The sequence below is a fragment of the Bradyrhizobium sp. LjRoot220 genome (assembly GCF_964252915.1).
Lineage (GTDB): Bacteria > Pseudomonadota > Alphaproteobacteria > Rhizobiales > Xanthobacteraceae > Bradyrhizobium.
In genome coordinates this window covers 409,111-425,760 of record NZ_CAXUPS020000001.1, presented here as the reverse complement: position 1 = coordinate 425,760, position 16,650 = coordinate 409,111, and the positions used below count along the sequence as shown (strand labels likewise).

Here is a 16,650-nt window from a genome sequence, read left to right as displayed (position 1 = left end):
TGCGCGTTGCAGGGCAGAACAGAGTACGGAGCAAAGAATATGACAAAGGCGCTTGAGGGCGTTCGCATTCTCGATTTCACCCACGTTCAGTCGGGACCGACTTGCACGCAGTTGCTGGCCTGGTTCGGCGCTGACGTGATCAAAGTCGAGCGTCCCGGCGTCGGCGACATCACGCGCGGCCAGCTGCAGGACATCCCCAATGTGGACAGCCTGTATTTCACCATGCTGAACCACAACAAGCGTTCGATCACGCTCGACACCAAGAACCCGAAGGGCAAGGAAGTCCTGACAGCGCTGATCAAGAGCTGCGACGTGCTGGTGGAGAATTTCGGCCCTGGCGTGCTCGATCGCATGGGTTTCCCCTGGGAGAAGATCCACGCCATCAACCCGAAGATGATCGTGGCCTCGATCAAGGGCTTCGGTCCCGGCCCTTACGAGGATTGCAAGGTCTATGAGAACGTCGCGCAGTGCACCGGCGGTGCGGCGTCGACCACCGGCTTCCGCGACGGCCTGCCGCTGGTCACCGGCGCGCAGATCGGCGACAGCGGCACCGGCCTGCATCTCGCACTCGGCATCGTCACCGCGCTCTATCAGCGCACGGTCACCGGCCAGGGCCAGAAGGTCACCGCTGCGATGCAGGACGGCGTGCTCAACCTCGCGCGCGTCAAATTGCGCGACCAGCAGCGCCTCGCCCATGGTCCGCTGAAGGAATACAGCCAGTACGGCGAAGGCATTCCATTCGGCGACGCGGTGCCGCGCGCCGGCAACGACTCCGGCGGCGGTCAGCCCGGCCGCATTCTGAAGTGCAAGGGCTGGGAGCAAGATCCCAACGCCTACATCTACTTCATCACCCAGGCGCCGGTGTGGGAGAAGATTTGCGACGTGATCGGCGAGCCCGGCTGGAAGACTCATCCGGATTACGCCAAGCCGCCTGCCCGGCTGTCGCGCCTCAACGAAATCTTCGCCCGCATCGAGCAGTGGACGATGACGAAGACAAAATTCGAGGCGATGGAAATCCTGAACAGGGACGACATCCCCTGCGGCCCGATCCTGTCGATGAAGGAGATCCTCGAGGACCAGTCGCTGCGCGCGACCGGCACCGTGGTCGAGGTCGATCACCCGACCCGCGGCAAGTATTTTTCGGTCGGCAATCCGATCAAGATGTCCGACAGCCCGTCTGAGGTGACGCGTTCGCCGCTGCTCGGCGAACACACCGACGAGATCCTGCGCCAGGTACTCGGCTTCTCCGATCACCAGGTGGCCGAGATCCACGACTCCGGCGCGCTTGAACCGCCGCGAAAGCAGGCGGCCGAATAAGCCGCTCCTTTCACCAAATCCTGCCAAGGCCGCCGGTTCCCCGGCGGCCTTTTTCGTTATTTAAAATCCCAGCAGCACCATCATGCTGCGATGCAGAACGACAATTGCTGCTATGCAAACAAATGCGTTGAAACTGGCATCTGGTATACATAAATTTCCTTCAGACGATAAAGCGGAGCCATCCGCACCTTCGAAAAGAGGACCAAATGTCCAAGACTGCTTCCATCGGCCTCGTGCCCTCCAGCACTTACTTCGGCCGGTTGACGGCCTCCATCGACCGCCTGCTGACCGCGAGCGCCCGCATCGCCATTCGCAATGGCGACCTCCCCCGTTTCGGTCTCTGAACACGCTAAGGCTCAGTCCAGACTGCGTTTTCAGGCTTGACCACTTCAGGTTTCCTCCCAGACTAAAAGGCCCCGGTTTTCCGGGGCCTCTTTTTTTGCCGTCGCCTTGGGCATCCGGCCAACGCGCCAACTGCGACAAATTAGCCTGAGCTATGCTGTCACATCATTATTCGTTTGCAGTATTGGCATATCGCATACCAATATGCTTCCAAGCGTTCCGGCCAATAACAACGGAGGCGATCAGGAGGATGGTGGCGGCAGGCTCTACGGCGCCAAGGCGGCAACAACCGCAGGCGGTGCCGCGGTTCGCAGTTCAGACTTATCCGAAAGACGCGGATGCTGCGCCGAGAGGTCAGGCTTACAGTTCAACACAGCCTGCAACTTTGGCCTGCAATGCCACCTGAACAAACCTCACGAGATCGTCGAAGAAGTGGGGAAATCCCGGTTGGATCGGAAGTGTTGCGTTAAGACTTGAGTTAAAGCCAAAGCCGGCAAAGAACGGCACGTTTAAATTCTATGGGGAGTACGTCGCATGAAGCATTCTGTCTTGCATACCGCGTTAGCCGCAGTTGCCATGTTGGGCGCGAGCAATATGGCCGCCTCTGCTGCCTGGGAGCCGGTTCGCCCGGTCGAATTCATCGTACCCGCCGGCACCGGCGGCGGCGCCGATCAGATGGCCCGCACCATCCAGGGCATCGTGACGAAGCACGGCCTGATGAAGCAGCCGATGGTCGTCATCAACAAGGCAGGTGGCGCCGGCGGCGAAGGGTTTCTCGACGTCAAGACCTCGGGAAACAATCCCCACAAGATCATCATCACCCTTTCCAACCTGTTCACGACACCGCTTGCAACCGGCATTCCCTTCAGCTGGAAGGACATGACGCCGGTCGCGATGCTGGCGCTCGACGAGTTCGTGCTCTGGGTCAATGCCGAGAAGCCCTACAACACCGTCAAGGACTACGTCGATGCCGTGAAGAAGGCGCCTGCCGGCAGCATGAAGATGGGCGGCACCGGATCGAAGCAGGAAGACCAGATCATCACGGTCGCCGTCGAGAAGGCGACCGGCGCCAAATTCACCTACATTCCCTACAAGGGCGGCGGAGAAGTCGCGGTCCAGCTGGTCGGCAACCACGTCGATTCGACCGTCAACAATCCGATCGAGGCGGTCGCGCAATGGCGCGGCGGCAAACTTCGTCCGCTCTGCGTATTCGATGGCAAGCAGATGGCCTATGACGAAGTCGTTGCGGACGGCAAGAGCTGGAAGGATATTCCGACCTGCAAGTCGCAGGGCCTCGATATGGAATATCTGATGCTGCGCGGCATCTTCATGTCGCCCAAGGCTACCAAGGATCAGGTCGAGTATTACATCGAGCTGTTCAAGAAGGTGCGGGCCACGCCGGAATGGCAGGACTTCATGAAGAGCGGCGCCTTCAACACCACCTTCCTGACCGGGCCTGAATACGCCAAATGGGTCGAGACGGAAGAGAAGCGTCACGAAACCCTGATGAAAGAGGCCGGTTTCCTCGCTACTCCCGGAAACTGAGCCAGGTCACATCGAGTACGCCGGCGAATGCGCAACGCGGGAAGCGGCTGCGAACCCAAAACCGTGAATCCGGATGGAGTTTGAATGACTACGAACAGCCCGCACGCCGGCCCGACCCACAAGGCCGTGGAAGCCGGCGTCACCCTGCTGATCGCCCTGTTCGGCGGGATCGTCATCTACGGCAGCGTCAAGGCCGGCACCAACTGGGGCGCGGAAGGGCCGCGCGCCGGCTTCTTCCCCTTCTACATCGGAATCTTCATCGTCGCCTCCAGCGCGATCAATCTCTGGCACGGGCTGCGTGACGGGGACGACGGGCTGTTTGCGGAATGGGGGCAGCTGCGCCAGGTCCTGAGCGTCGTCATACCGACTGCGATCTATGTCAGCGTGATGCCGTTCACCGGCCTCTATCTCGCCTCCATTATCTTCATCGGCTGGTTCATGCGATGGCTCGGCAAATACCGATGGGTAGTGGTCGTCGCCGTCGCGCTTGGCATGCCTGTCGTCACCTACTTCATTTTCGAACGCTGGTTTCTGGTCCCGCTTCCCAAGGGCCCGATCGAGGAATGGCTTGGTCTCTAGAGCATCCCTCGCGACAAACGCGGAACGCGTTTGCGCGAGATCATGCTCAAACAAAATAGAATTCTCGTGTCGTCGGAATCGTCATCTCATTAGCTCACGGTTGCAGGACTTGAAGCATGGAAGAACTCGTCAACCTTTTTCACGGCTTTGCGGTCGCCCTGCAGCCATTCAACATCATGGTGATGGTGCTGGGCATCGTGCTCGGCGTCATCATCGGCGTGCTTCCGGGATTGGGCGGTGCCAATGGCGTCGCGATCCTGCTGCCGCTGACCTTCAGCATGCCGCCGACGTCGGCCATCATCATGCTGTCCTGCATCTACTGGGGCGCGTTGTTCGGCGGCGCCATCACGTCCATCCTGTTCAACATACCCGGTGAACCCTGGTCGGTGGCGACCACGTTCGACGGCTATCCGATGGCGCAGCGGGGCAAGGCCGGCGAGGCCCTGACCGCGGCCTTCACCTCCTCGTTCGTCGGCGCGCTGTTCGCCGTCGTCATGATCACGCTGGTCGCGCCGCTGGTCGCAAGTTTCGCGCTGCGGTTTGGTCCAGCGGAAAAATTTGCGGTGTATTTTCTGGCGTTCTGCAGTTTCGTCGGCTTGAGTAAAGAGCCGCCGTTCAAGACCATCGCCGCGATGATGATCGGCTTTGCGCTGGCTGCGGTCGGCCTTGATTCCATCACCGGACAATTGCGGTTGACGTTCGGATCCACCGAGTTGCTCAATGGCTTCGACTTCCTGATCGCCGTCATCGGCCTGTTTGGCATCGGCGAGATCCTGCTGACCATGGAGGAGGGTTTGGCCTTCCGCGGCGGCAAGGCGAAGATTGACCTGCGTGTCGTGCTGCAGACCTGGAAGGAAATGCCGAAGTACTGGGTGACGTCGCTGCGCTCCTGTCTGATCGGCTGCTGGATGGGCGTGACGCCCGCAGGCGCCACGCCGGCGTCGTTCATGAGTTACGGCATCGCCAAGCGGGTCTCCAAGCAGGGCAAGAATTTCGGCAAGGGCGAGATCGAAGGCGTCATCGCGCCGGAGACCGCCGCACACGCGGCCGGTACCGCGGCGTTGCTGCCGATGCTTTCGCTCGGCGTGCCCGGCTCGCCCACCGCGGCCGTGCTGCTCGGCGGTCTCCTGATATGGGGCCTGCAGCCCGGTCCGATGCTGTTCGTCGAGCAGAAGGAATTCGTCTGGGGCCTGATCGCCTCGATGTATCTCGGCAATCTCGTCGGGCTGATCGTCGTGCTGACCTGCGTGCCGATCTTCGCGGCCATCCTGCGTGTGCCGTTCAGCATCATTGCGCCGCTCATCCTGGTGCTGTGCGCAATCGGCGCCTATTCGGTACACAGCTCGACCTTCGACGTCGTGCTGATGCTGGTGTTCGGCGTGGTCGGCTATCTCCTGAAGAAGTGCAACTATCCCCTCGCCCCTCTCGTGCTGGCCATCGTGCTCGGCGACAAGGCGGAGGAAGCCTTCCGGCAATCGCTCTTGGGCTCGCAAGGCTCGCTCGGCGTGTTCTTCTCGAACTCGCTGGTCGGCACCATTATGGCGCTGGGACTGGTCGCGCTGTTCTGGTCCGCGATCCAGGAAGGCTACAGCCGCTTGCGTACTTCGGTCGCCGCCTGACGGCCAAAAATACCAGGCTCAAAAATTTTCCAACCACCTAAAGCCGTCGGATCGCAAAACGATCCGGCGGCTAAGTCTTTTCATTTGCGTCACTTTTAAAAAGAAATGCAGAAAAAACATCTGCGGAAAAATCCGCCGCCCTGCGACAAGCCGTCAAGATTTCTCTTGTCTACTGGCATATCATATACCAAACTCCTCCCCAGAGCTGTCGGGCGATAGAACAGCGCATATAGGAGGGAAGATGACGGACACGGTTCACGGAGCGGCCCCTGCAGTAGCCCGCGTCAGCGATACCTACCGCTGGACGCAATTGGCGATCGGCGTCGCCGCAATGGTGATGATCGCGAACTATCAATACGGTTGGACGTTCTTCGTCCCCGACATCCAGAAAAAATTCGGTTGGGATCGCGCGTCGATCCAGTGGGCGTTCACCCTCTTTGTTTTGTTTGAAACCTGGCTGGTGCCGGTCGAAGGCTGGTTCGTCGACAAATACGGCCCGCGCATCGTCGTCCTCGTCGGCGGCATCCTGTGCGCCGTCGGCTGGGCGATCAACGCGCAGGCGACCACGCTCAACGGCTTCTATCTCGGCATGATCATCGCGGGCATCGGCGCCGGTGGCGTCTACGGCACCTGCGTCGGCAACGCGCTGAAATGGTTTCCCGACAAGCGCGGCCTCGCCGCCGGCATCACCGCGGCCGGCTTTGGCGCGGGCTCCGCGCTGACGGTCGCGCCGATCCAGGCGATGATCAAGGATTCCGGTTTCCAGACCACCTTCCTCTATTTCGGTCTCGGACAAGGCATCATCATCGTGCTGCTCGCCTTCCTGATGTTCGCACCAAAGGCGGGACAGGTCCCCGCCGTGATCCAGAACGCCAACGTGATCCAGAGCCGCCGCAACTATGCGCCGACCGAGGTGATCCGCCAGCCGATCTTCTGGCTGATGTATTTCATGTTCGTGATCGTGGGCGCCGGCGGATTGATGGTCACCGCCAACCTCAAGCCGATCGCGGTCGACTGGAAGGTCGACAGCGTGCCGGTGACGCTGATGGCGGTGACGATGACCGCGGTGACGTTTGCCGCGACCATCGACCGTGTCCTCAACGGCCTGACGCGTCCGTTCTTCGGCTGGATCTCCGACATGATCGGCCGCGAGAACACCATGTTCATCGCGTTCGGCATGGAAGGCGTCGGCATCTGGGCGCTGTACATGTGGGGTCACGATCCGATCTGGTTCGTGCTGCTGTCGGGCTTCGTGTTCTTTGCCTGGGGCGAGATCTACTCGCTATTCCCCTCGACCTGCACCGATACGTTCGGCGCAAAATTCGCGACCACCAACGCGGGCCTGCTCTATACCGCCAAGGGCACGGCGGCGTTGCTGGTGCCGATCGCGAACTACATGCAGCAGTCGTCAGGCACCTGGGACAGCGTGTTCATCATCGCGGCCGGCGCCAACGTCCTCGCCTCGCTGCTGGCGATCTTCGTGCTCAAGCCATGGCGCAAGGTGGTGGTCGCGAACGCGCAGGCGTCCTCGTAACACCTGCACTGCTTCGATCTGACGACAAGCGCGCTCATCCCCAGGGATGGGCGCGCTTTCGTATTGGATAGGCGGTGGATTGACTTTTGGGACCTCGGCCATGATCTTCCGAAATGCGCGGAGCTGCGAACTTCTGGCGGGGCGCTTGCCAGCATAACCTGAGAGGCATGAGATGGAGACGCGCCAAGTCTTTGCAGCGTATGACCGCGAAATCACTGTCGAACACAGCTGGATGTACTGCCCGGCATGCGGTTCTGAACTGATCCGATTGACCGAGGGTGACGCGGCAAAGAAATGCGCCAGCCATAGCTGCGGCTTCATGCTTTACCGAAATCCAATTCCGATCGTCGCCGTTCTCATTGTCGACGGCGACAAGTTTCTATTGTGCAGGCGGAAGCCAGAGACCTTCGAAGGAGGCAAATGGTGCCTGCCGTGTGGGTACATTGAATTTCACGAGGACTATCTGTCGGCAGGCAGACGCGAGGTGAAAGAGGAGACGGGCCTGGACGTGGAAATTACCGGCCTGCTTAGCGTCGCTTCCAACTTTCTACGGCCGGATATCCACACGCTGGCGGTTGCCTTGCTCGCCAAGCCGGTAGGTGGCGTGACATTCCCCGGCGATGACGTCGATGAACTGGGGTGGTTCTCCCTCAAGGACGAATTGCCGAGCTTTGCATTTGCCGCCGATCGCCACATGATTGAGCGCTACTTTGCAACGCACCGCCCAGGCGCGTCGATCGACCTCGCCTACGCAAGGCAACCGTAAGAATCGAGCACGCGCGTTAAATCGTGCTGGTTGAGCACGTATTTTACTATGTTCGATATCAGCAGACGTCGGTAACGGGCAGCGCTCGCAAGGCCAAAAATGCTGAAACGATTTGCGGTGGAGACGCGCTGCGGGCCGCAAGGGGCTTGATCGGCTACGGCGGGGTCAGCCGGGCCAACCCTTAACTGGTATACCTGGCGGCCCGAAATGCCGCCTGTCGAGAGCCTGATCTCCTCGCCCCGCCTTCCCGCTCCAGCCCAAAAACGTCAACAATACTGCCTGTTTCTGACGGCCAACTCAGCCAAGGATCGGGCGTCATTTCGTGTTGACTTATGGTATTATGTATACCAGATTAGCACACGTTCCACCCAAGGAGGTTGCCATGCAAGTCGGAGATATCCTGCGCAAGAAAGCCGCCCGTGTCGCAACGGTTCGCATGAACGAGACGGTCGCCATCGCCGCGCAACTGATGCGCTCCAGCAATATCAGCGCGCTGGTGGTCAAGGATGTCGTTCGCACCGAGGGCAACACGGCGGTCGGCATGTTCACCGAGCGTGACGTGGTGCGCGCGATCGCCGAGCATGGTGCGGCCGGTGCCAATCTCAAGGTTTCGCAATTCATTTCGGTGCAGCAGTTGGTGTCGTGCAGTGCGCAGGATTCGCTCGAACACGTTCGCCATCTCATGAACAAGCACCACATCCGCCACGTGCCGGTGCTCGACAATTACAGCCTGATCGGTGTCGTCAGCATCCGCGACATCTCGACCGCGTTCGACGAGGAAGCCAACGCCACGCTGGCCATTTCGGCCTGACATTCGTCCTGAACCTCAGCTGCAACGCGCTGGTCTGAGGAGACCTTTTGCGCCGGCGCCTGCTTGACGCCGGAATTGTCAACCATTGGCTTTGGCGAAGGACCCCATGAAAATCTGTATCTACGGCGCCGGCGCGATCGGCGGCTATCTCGGTGTGCAGCTTGCGCGCGCCGGTGTCGATGTCAGCCTGGTGGCGCGCGGCGCGCATCTGGCCGCGATGCGCACCAATGGGCTCAAGCTCCTGATCGGCGACGAAGAGCGGGTGGTGCATCCGCGCTGCACCGACAATCCGGCCGAACTCGGGCCGCAGGACTACGTCATCATCTGCCTGAAGGCGCATTCCATCACCGGCGTGCTTGATCAGATGCAGCCGCTGCTCGGACCGCACACCCGCGTCGTTACCGCCGTCAACGGCATTCCCTACTGGTATTTCCACAAGCATGGCGGCGCCCATGAGGGGTCGACGCTGGAGAGCATCGACCCCGGCGGCCGGCAGTGGCGCGAATTGACGCCGCAGCGCGCGATCGGCTGCATCGTCTATCCCGCAACCGAGATCGAGGCGCCCGGTGTGATCCGCCACGTCTATGGCGACCGCTTCCCGCTCGGCGAGCCCTCCGGCGAGGCGACCTCCGACGTGCAGCGGCTGTCCGAGGCGTTCGTCAGGGCCGGCATGCAGGCGCCGGTGCTCGATCGCATCCGCGACGAGATCTGGCTCAAGCTGTGGGGCAATGTCTGCCTCAACCCGATCAGCGCCCTCACCCATGCCACGCTCGACGTGATCTGCTCCGATCCGGCGACGCGCGCGCTGTCGAAGGCGATCATGATCGAGGCGCAGACCATTGCGGAAAGTTTTGGCGTCAACTTCCGGGTCGACGTCGAACGCCGCATCGAAGGCGCCCGCAAGGTCGGCGCGCACAAGACGTCGATGCTGCAGGATCTCGAACGCGGCCGCCCGATGGAGATCGATCCGTTGGTCACGGTGGTGCAGGAAATGGGACGGCTGACCAAGATTCCGACGCCGGCACTCGATGCCGTGCTGGCCCTGGTCGGCCAGCGCGCCAATATCGCCGGGCTCTATGACGGCACGGTCCGCCCGGCCGAGACAATTGCGTCGGCCTTCGCATGATAGGGGTTTGTTCGACGCTGCTAAGGATCAGGAGGCGACGTGATTGTAATGCCGATGTACTTGCGATAAGCACGGCCGCTCCTTGCCCAAAGGAGCTGCCCCAAGCGAAATAGACTTGGCCTGCTCCGTTCCTCCGCCTGCAAGCGCGGATGTTGGCCGGAAATTCTAATAGGCCAGGCGCGGGCGAAACATCAAAGCAAACCCAGCACAACCGGTGGAAGAGAGAGAGTATGGCGCGCAACATTCTGATCCTTGGAGCTTCCTACGGCTCGTTGCTGGGAACGAAACTGCTGATGGCCGGTCACAACGTGACGCTGGTTTGCCGCAAGAAGACGGCCGAACTCATCAATCGCGAGGGCACCGAGGTTCGCATCAAGCTGCGTGACGAACCCACACACCGCCCGATTTTCTCGCGCGACCTGCCCGGCAAGCTCGATGCGGTCACGCCCGCCGAGGTCGACCTGTCCCGCTATGATCTGGTCGGTCTTGCGATGCAGGAGCCGCAATACACCAACCACACCATCCGGGTGCTGATGATCAAGATCGCCGAGGCGAAGCTGCCCTGCCTGTCGATCATGAACATGCCGCCGCTGCCCTATCTCAAGCGGATCCCGGCACTGGCGGACATGGACCTCGAGGAGGCCTACACCAATGCGCTGGTCTGGGAGCGGTTCAAGCCGGGACTGGTGTCGCTGTGCTCGCCCGATCCGCAGGCCTTCCGCCCGCCGGACGAGGCGGCGAATATCCTTCATGTCGGCCTGCCGACAAACTTCAAGGCAGCGGCATTCGAAGACGGGAAACATAACCAGCTGCTGCGCGAGCTGGAAGCTGGCATCGACGCGGTGAAGCTGGACGGCCAGGACGTTCCGGTCAAGCTCAAGGTGTTCGATTCGCTGTTTGTCCCGCTGGCGAAATGGTCGATGCTGCTGACCGGCAATTACCGCTGCATCACGCCGACCGAGCCGCAGTCGATCCGCGACGCGGTGCACGGTGATCTGAAACTGTCGCGATCGATCTACGAACATGTCGACGGTATCGCGCGGCGCCTCGGCGCCGACCCACAGGATCAAGTGCCGTTCGAGAAATATGCCAAGGCGGCGGAAAGCCTGCTCAAGCCGTCGTCGGCGGCGCGTGCGGTCGCCAGCGGCGCGCCGTTCATCGAGCGGGTCGACCTGCTGGTGAAGTTGATTTCGCATCAGCTCGACGCGCCCAATGCCGAGATCGACAATACCGTGCAGGTCGTCGATCAGAAACTGAGCGAGAAGATCGTGGGGAGCGGGTCCGGCTCGGCGTGATCGCCAATGCGCGCGCAGCCGGCAGGCTTCGCACGCGCGGCTTCGTCAGACCCGCAGAGGCAGCCGGATGCCAACAAGCTGCATCGGCTGCCTCGTTGCCTCAGAAAGTCGGCGTCGGATACGGCTGGCCGATCCAGGGATTCCAGGTCACCGTTCCCGGGGGATAGCCGCCGAACGGGGGCCGCGTGGTGCAGCCGATGATGACGACCTTGTCGCCGAAGAGGCCGCCACCGATGCGACCGCCGCTGACGGCCTCGAGTTGGTCGAGGCTAAGAATTTCGCAGTCAGCGCCCGTGTTCTGATTCAGGGAATTGTTCATGATCATCCTGTCCGTTCGCTAGAGTGGTTGATGTTCCCGGGCCTCCGCGGCCCGTGATCGCACCTTGCCTCAGCTCTTCCGGACGGACCGTGATTTTGATCACCCAGGAATTGGCATCGCCCGCGCCCCAACCATCGCAGCGAAACAATGGCCCAGTGTTCCGCTCTGCGGAAAACAACAGCCGCGCTTTTGCATGCTTGCGATGCCCTGCTCCCGGCCGGCCGCCGGTAGACTTTTGCGGTGGCTGACGGCATCCTGACCCTCGAAATCCAACAAAAAGCGTGCGTGGCCCTGGCCGCGCCGGGGAAACAGAGGGCCACATGATCAAGACGCGGTTCACCGAGATGTTTGGCGTTGAGCACCCGATCGTCCAGGGCGGGATGCAGTGGGTCGGACGGGCCGAACTCGTCGCGGCCGTCGCCAATGCCGGCGCGCTCGGGCTGATCACCGCGCTGACGCAGCCGACGCCGGAGGACCTGACAAAAGAAATCGCGCGCTGCCGCTCGCTCACCGACAAGCCGTTCGGCGTCAACCTCACCATCCTGCCTTCCATCAAGCCGCCGCCTTACGCGGAATATCGCCAGGCCATCATCGAGGCCGGCATCAAGATCGTGGAAACCGCCGGCAATAAGCCGCAGGAACACGTCACCGAATTCAAGAAACATGGCATCAAGGTCATTCATAAATGCACCAGCGTCCGCCACGGGCTGTCGGCGGAGCGGATGGGTGTCGATGCGCTTTCGATCGATGGCTTCGAATGCGCCGGCCATCCCGGCGAGGACGACACGCCCGGCCTGATCCTGATCCCGGCGGCCGCCGACAAGATCAAGATCCCGATGATAGCCTCCGGCGGATTCGGTGACGGCCGCGGCCTGGTCGCAGCGCTCGCGCTCGGCGCCGAGGGCATCAACATGGGCACGCGGTTCATGTGCACCAGGGAAAGCCCGATCCATCAGCTGGTGAAGGAGCGCATCGTCGCCAATGACGAGCGCGAGACCGAACTTATTTTTCGTACCATGCGCAACACCTCGCGCGTCGCCAAAAACGCGATCTCGACCAAGGTGGTGCAGATGGAAAAGGAAGGCGCCAAATTCGAGGACGTGCGCGAGCTCGTCGCCGGCGCCCGCGGCAAGATGGTCTACGCATCAGGCGATGCCGACGAGGGAATCTGGTCGGCCGGTCAGGTGCAGGGCCTGATCCACGATATCCCGACCTGCGCCGAACTGGTGTCGCGCATCATGCGCGATGCGGAAGCGATCATCCAGAGCCGCCTCGAAGGCATGATGTCAGGCGCCGCACGTCAAGCCGCGGAATAGGAGGCTGCTTCACCTCTCCCGCTTGCAGGGGAGGTCGGATCGCATCGGAGATGCGATCCGGGTGGGGGCTCTCTCCCCACGAAGAGTATCGCTCGTGGCAACACCCCCACCCCGCCCTCCCCCGCAAGTGCGGGAGAGGGAGAAAAAGAGAAGCTCCCATGAAAGCCTATGTCTACGGTGCCAACGGCGCCGAAATCGCCGAGGTCGCAAAACCTTCACCAAAAGGCACGCAGGTGCTGGTCAAGGTCAACGCCTGCGGCCTCAACCGCGCCGATCTCGGCATGACCAAGGGCCATGTGCATGGCGCGGCCGGCGGTGTCGGCACCGTGCTGGGCATGGAATGGGCGGGCGAAGTCGCCGAGCTCGGACCCGACGCCAGGGGCGTCAAGGTCGGCGACAAGATCATGGGCTCCGGCGGCGCGGCGTTCGCTGAGTACACGCTGGCCGACCACGGCCGCTTGTTCCGCGCCCCCTCCAACATGAATTTTGAGGAGGCCGCTACGCTACCCGTCGCGCTCGCCACCATGCACAACGCCGTCGTCACCAACGGCGCGCTGCAGCCCGGCCAGACCGTGCTGATCCAGGGCGCCTCCTCCGGCGTCGGCCTGATGGCGATGCAGATCGCAAAATACAAGGGCGCGAAACTCGTGATCGGTTCTTCCACCGACGCGACGCGCCGTGGCCGCCTGAAGGAATTCGGCGCCGACCTCGCGGTGGATTCCTCCGATCCCGGCTGGGTCGATGAAGTGCTGAAGGCCACCGCTGGCGAAGGCGTCGACCTGATCGTCGATCAGGTCTCGGGGTCCGTCGCGAACCAGAACCTCAAGGCCACCAAGGTCAAGGGCCGCATCGTCAATGTCGGCCGGCTCGGCGGCACCCATGCCGATTTCAATTTTGATCTCCACGCCGCCCGCCGCATCCATTATATCGGCGTCACCTTCCGCACCCGGACCATCGAGGAGATCCGCGAGATCTTTGACGAGGTTCGGAAAGACATCTGGCCGGCGGTGGAGTCCCGAAAATTGCAGCTGCCGATCGACAAGGTTTTTCCATTCGCCGAGATCGGCAAGGCGTTCGCACACATGGAAGCCAACAAGCACCTCGGGAAAATCGTGGTGACGCTGTAGCGCTGCGCCGTGCCACGGGACGCGGTGCAGCGCGCCCTCCTCATGGTGAGGAGCGCATCTTCGCACGTCTCGAACCATGAGGCCACCAGTCGGGCCACATCCTTCGAGACGCGCGCGAAATTGCGCGCTCCTCCAGCGATGAGCGCAATTGCGCTCACGCAGGGATGAGGAAAGGCCACCACAATGACACAGACCAAACTCCACACCATCCACGACGGCGGCCGCTACTTCGAGGGCCCGCGCTGGCACGATGGCCGACTCTGGTTCGTCGACTGCATGGCGCGAACGCTGCTCAGCCTCGCTACCTCCGGCGAATGCGAGCAGCACGCGAAATTCGACGACACGCCGTGCGGCCTCGGGGTACTGCCGGACGGCAGGCTGATCGTGCTGACGATGTTTCAAAAACGCCTGCTCGCCTTTTCCGGCGGCGAACTGTCGCTCTACGCTGATCTTTCCGACATCGCGACCGGTACCATCGACGACATGATCGTCGACGGGCTCGGCCGCACCTATGTCGGCGATCTCGGCTTCGATCTGCCGCCGAAGGGCGATCACGGCGCGGTCGGCCGCATCATCCTGGTCATGCCCGACGGCGCACGGCGCGTGGTCGCCGACGGCTTGCGGTTTCCCAACGGCATCGCGGTCTCGCCCGATAACGACCGCCTCGTCGTCGCGGAAATGGCGGGCGCCTGCCTTGCCGACTACGACATCGCCGCCGATGGCGGCTTGAAGCTGCGCGGCCGCTTCGGCAGCATGAAATCGCCAGACGGCATCTGCCTCGACGCGGATGGCGCGGTCTGGGTTGCGGCCTTCGAGGAGGACGCCTTCATCCGGCTCGACCGTGAGGGCCGCGAATTGCAGCGCATCGAGGTCCCCGGCCGCCGCGCGCTGGCCTGCGTGCTCGGCGGCCCCGAGCGGCGCACGCTGTTCTGCCTGAGCGCCGCGACATCGTACGAAGAGCTGCGGCAACGGAAATCGTCATCGCGGATCGATGTGGTGGAGGTGGAGATTCCGGGCGCGGGCAATCCCTGAGCGCAGACGCACGCACGGAACCAAAGTTCGAACAAGCCCGAAGCTGGATCAGGCCGTGGCCGGAGCGGCGATCTTTTCCTTCAACTCGGTGCAGGTCCTGCGGACCTCCGCGGTCATCTGTGAACAATCCTCGATTTGGACGAAGATGCGTTTGGCTTCCTCGCGGTACCGCGCTGCGGTTTCCTTCATTTCGTGGGTCACGGCGAGCGCATCGCGGGTCATCGCCTCGCATTGCTTGACGCGGTCGATCAGTTCCGCGCCCATCGCCTCGATTTCTTTCGCCGCAGCTTCGTATTCGCGGACAATGGCTTCCGCCGTCAGCTTGCCGATCTCGGTGGCGCCCTCGCGGTGCTCGACATAATCAGGCATCGACGCAGTGTCCGGCATCGAGCCGGCCGGCTCATGCACCCTTGCTGGCGCGAAAGTGACTGGCCGCCGCTCGTGGACCGGCGGACTTCTTCGAAACTCCGCTTCGATTTCACCCTCCAGATCAATCACGCTCGAGACGCGCTCTACTATAGACTGTACCATCACTAGTACTCCCCTTGTCCAAAAGTGAGTCTTCGTAATCGACCTAATCAGACTCCACTTTGTTGGGCGCTGCGCGCCCGCGCTCTTGCTTAGGGCGAAGAGAATATCGCCAAAATTCCGGCAGTTCTACTATGCCCGAAGCCCCTTGTTCACTTAACGTTCTTACTCCTGAATTGCCGACTACGTTGTTTAACTAGGTTTCGAGGGCACCGGATTCACAAAAAACTCCGCGCGCCTTGCCGACAACGTTAACCGGCGAAACCGCGCCCTGACGCTGCCGTCAGGAACCACTTAACGGGCGGCCAGGCGTCGTCATGTTAAGGTACTCGGCGACCAGGCAGTGACAGCCGCATCGTCGGTGGACGCAACGGGCGTGCGGTTGCCTCTTGTTTTTCTTTTCGAGAGCCCCTATCCGATTTTCTCGAGAACGCTTTAGCCTGTCAGGATCGACTTCAGCGCTTCGCGTTCTTCGATGATGAAGTCGAAGAATGCCGCGATGCGAGGGACGCGCCTGAGGTCGGGATGGACCAGCAGACGCCAGCTTCGGGCCAGCTCCGGGATCGGTCCCAGTACGCGCAGGAGATCCGGCTCCGCATCGCCAAGTGCGGTGGGAAGCGCGCCAATACCGATGCCGGATTTCACTGCCGAGACCAGACCAAGCACGCTGGTATGACGCGCGGACATCGTCGCGTTCGGGACAACCTCGGAAAGCCATTTGGCCGCGCGATGCTGGCTCAGGGATTCATCGAATCCCACCCAGGCATGCGACGAAAAATCTTCGGCCCGCGCCGGCTGGCCGTGGCGCGCGACATAGGCGCGGCTGGCATAGACCGCCCAAATCGAGTCAGCAATCTTGCGGCCCACGAGTTCGTCCTCGGTATCGCCGGAGCGAAACGCCACATCCGCTTCTCCCTTGGACAAATCGAGGTAACGATCGCTGGTCACGAACTCGATCCGAAGCCCGGGATAACGGGCATGAAAGCGATCGATCAGTGACGATTTCGTCATGCGGTAGACGATCGGCTCGGGGCATGTCACCCGGATAACCCCGGCCAGTTCGCGCGCGGTGTCCTTGGTCCGCAGTTCGAAATCGCCGACCGCAGCCTCGATGCGCTCGGCGTAAGGAAGCAGCATCTCGCCGAATTCGGTGAGCCGATAGCCGGTCGGGTGGCGCGCCATCAATTGCCGCCCGATCCGCCTTTCGAGTTCATTGACCCGCCGCTGCACCGTCGACTGACTGAGCCCAAGCGATTTTCCGGCCGCAATGGTGCTGTGATGCCGGGCGACGGCGAGGAAATATCTCAAGTCGTTCCAATCGAACATCCGCGCATTATGCACTTCTGCGGCCCGGGACCGCAATGTTGCGGCTCCCGCAGAGCCCGATCGCTGGC

16 protein-coding genes are annotated in these 16,650 nt (G+C 61.8%); 13 read left to right on the top strand and 3 right to left on the bottom strand.

Annotation, left to right across the window (positions count from 1 at the left end):
- Positions 1–39 precede the first annotated feature (39 nt).
- The 10 genes from frc (at position 40) to ACSQ84_RS01795 (ending at position 10,934) form a co-directional block, all read left to right on the top strand.
- Positions 40–1,317, top strand: coding sequence for a formyl-CoA transferase (gene frc, locus ACSQ84_RS01840; RefSeq protein ID WP_436209942.1), 1,278 nt, complete (start codon positions 40–42; stop codon positions 1,315–1,317).
- A 206-nt stretch (positions 1,318–1,523) separates the two neighbouring features.
- Complete coding sequence (locus ACSQ84_RS01835) at positions 1,524–1,661, top strand: hypothetical protein (protein ID WP_436209941.1); 138 nt, start codon at positions 1,524–1,526, stop codon at positions 1,659–1,661.
- A 532-nt stretch (positions 1,662–2,193) separates the two neighbouring features.
- Positions 2,194–3,204: a Bug family tripartite tricarboxylate transporter substrate binding protein gene (locus tag ACSQ84_RS01830; protein ID WP_436209940.1), complete on the top strand. Its 1,011-nt coding sequence runs from the start codon at positions 2,194–2,196 to the stop codon at positions 3,202–3,204.
- A gap of 84 nt (positions 3,205–3,288) precedes the next feature.
- The gene (locus tag ACSQ84_RS01825) at positions 3,289–3,783 is read left to right on the top strand and encodes a tripartite tricarboxylate transporter TctB family protein (protein ID WP_436209939.1); all 495 of its coding nucleotides are present in this window, start codon (positions 3,289–3,291) and stop codon (positions 3,781–3,783) included.
- Between the two features lie 116 nt (positions 3,784–3,899).
- Positions 3,900–5,402, top strand: a complete 1,503-nt coding sequence (locus tag ACSQ84_RS01820) for a tripartite tricarboxylate transporter permease (RefSeq protein WP_436209938.1) — start codon at positions 3,900–3,902, stop codon at positions 5,400–5,402.
- 241 nt (positions 5,403–5,643) lie between these two features.
- Positions 5,644–6,936, top strand: a complete 1,293-nt coding sequence (oxlT, locus tag ACSQ84_RS01815; RefSeq protein WP_436209937.1) for an oxalate/formate MFS antiporter — start codon at positions 5,644–5,646, stop codon at positions 6,934–6,936.
- A gap of 172 nt (positions 6,937–7,108) precedes the next feature.
- The gene (locus ACSQ84_RS01810) at positions 7,109–7,702 is read left to right on the top strand and encodes an NUDIX domain-containing protein (protein ID WP_436209936.1); all 594 of its coding nucleotides are present in this window, start codon (positions 7,109–7,111) and stop codon (positions 7,700–7,702) included.
- A 382-nt stretch (positions 7,703–8,084) separates the two neighbouring features.
- A complete protein-coding gene (locus ACSQ84_RS01805) occupies positions 8,085–8,513 on the top strand; it encodes a CBS domain-containing protein (protein ID WP_436209935.1) in 429 nt (142 codons plus the stop codon).
- 106 nt (positions 8,514–8,619) lie between these two features.
- On the top strand, positions 8,620–9,639 hold the full coding sequence (locus ACSQ84_RS01800) for a 2-dehydropantoate 2-reductase (protein WP_436209934.1): 1,020 nt from the start codon (positions 8,620–8,622) through the stop codon (positions 9,637–9,639).
- A gap of 230 nt (positions 9,640–9,869) precedes the next feature.
- A complete protein-coding gene (locus ACSQ84_RS01795) occupies positions 9,870–10,934 on the top strand; it encodes a ketopantoate reductase family protein (RefSeq protein ID WP_436209933.1) in 1,065 nt (354 codons plus the stop codon).
- A gap of 100 nt (positions 10,935–11,034) precedes the next feature.
- Here the strand turns inward: ACSQ84_RS01795 and ACSQ84_RS01790 are convergent, their stop codons facing one another.
- Positions 11,035–11,253 (bottom strand): hypothetical protein, encoded by a 219-nt coding sequence (locus ACSQ84_RS01790; protein ID WP_436209932.1) that lies wholly within the window; start codon positions 11,251–11,253, stop codon positions 11,035–11,037.
- A 320-nt stretch (positions 11,254–11,573) separates the two neighbouring features.
- On the opposite strand from ACSQ84_RS01790, the gene ACSQ84_RS01785 reads away from it, so the two are divergent.
- The 3 genes from ACSQ84_RS01785 to ACSQ84_RS01775 all read left to right on the top strand — a co-directional run bounded on the left by ACSQ84_RS01785 (position 11,574) and on the right by ACSQ84_RS01775 (position 14,728).
- The gene (locus ACSQ84_RS01785; RefSeq protein ID WP_436209931.1) at positions 11,574–12,569 is read left to right on the top strand and encodes an NAD(P)H-dependent flavin oxidoreductase; all 996 of its coding nucleotides are present in this window, start codon (positions 11,574–11,576) and stop codon (positions 12,567–12,569) included.
- Between the two features lie 158 nt (positions 12,570–12,727).
- Positions 12,728–13,696 carry a zinc-binding dehydrogenase gene (locus ACSQ84_RS01780; protein WP_436209930.1) on the top strand — a complete coding sequence of 323 codons (969 nt, stop codon included), beginning with the start codon at positions 12,728–12,730 and terminating at the stop codon, positions 13,694–13,696.
- A 183-nt stretch (positions 13,697–13,879) separates the two neighbouring features.
- Positions 13,880–14,728 (top strand): SMP-30/gluconolactonase/LRE family protein, encoded by an 849-nt coding sequence (locus tag ACSQ84_RS01775; RefSeq protein WP_436209929.1) that lies wholly within the window; start codon positions 13,880–13,882, stop codon positions 14,726–14,728.
- A gap of 48 nt (positions 14,729–14,776) precedes the next feature.
- On the opposite strand, the gene ACSQ84_RS01770 is transcribed toward ACSQ84_RS01775, so the two are convergent.
- Positions 14,777–15,259, bottom strand: coding sequence for a hypothetical protein (locus ACSQ84_RS01770; protein ID WP_436209928.1), 483 nt, complete (start codon positions 15,257–15,259; stop codon positions 14,777–14,779).
- 432 nt (positions 15,260–15,691) lie between these two features.
- Positions 15,692–16,582 carry a LysR family transcriptional regulator gene (locus tag ACSQ84_RS01765; RefSeq protein WP_436209927.1) on the bottom strand — a complete coding sequence of 297 codons (891 nt, stop codon included), beginning with the start codon at positions 16,580–16,582 and terminating at the stop codon, positions 15,692–15,694.
- Positions 16,583–16,650: the final 68 nt, after the last annotated feature.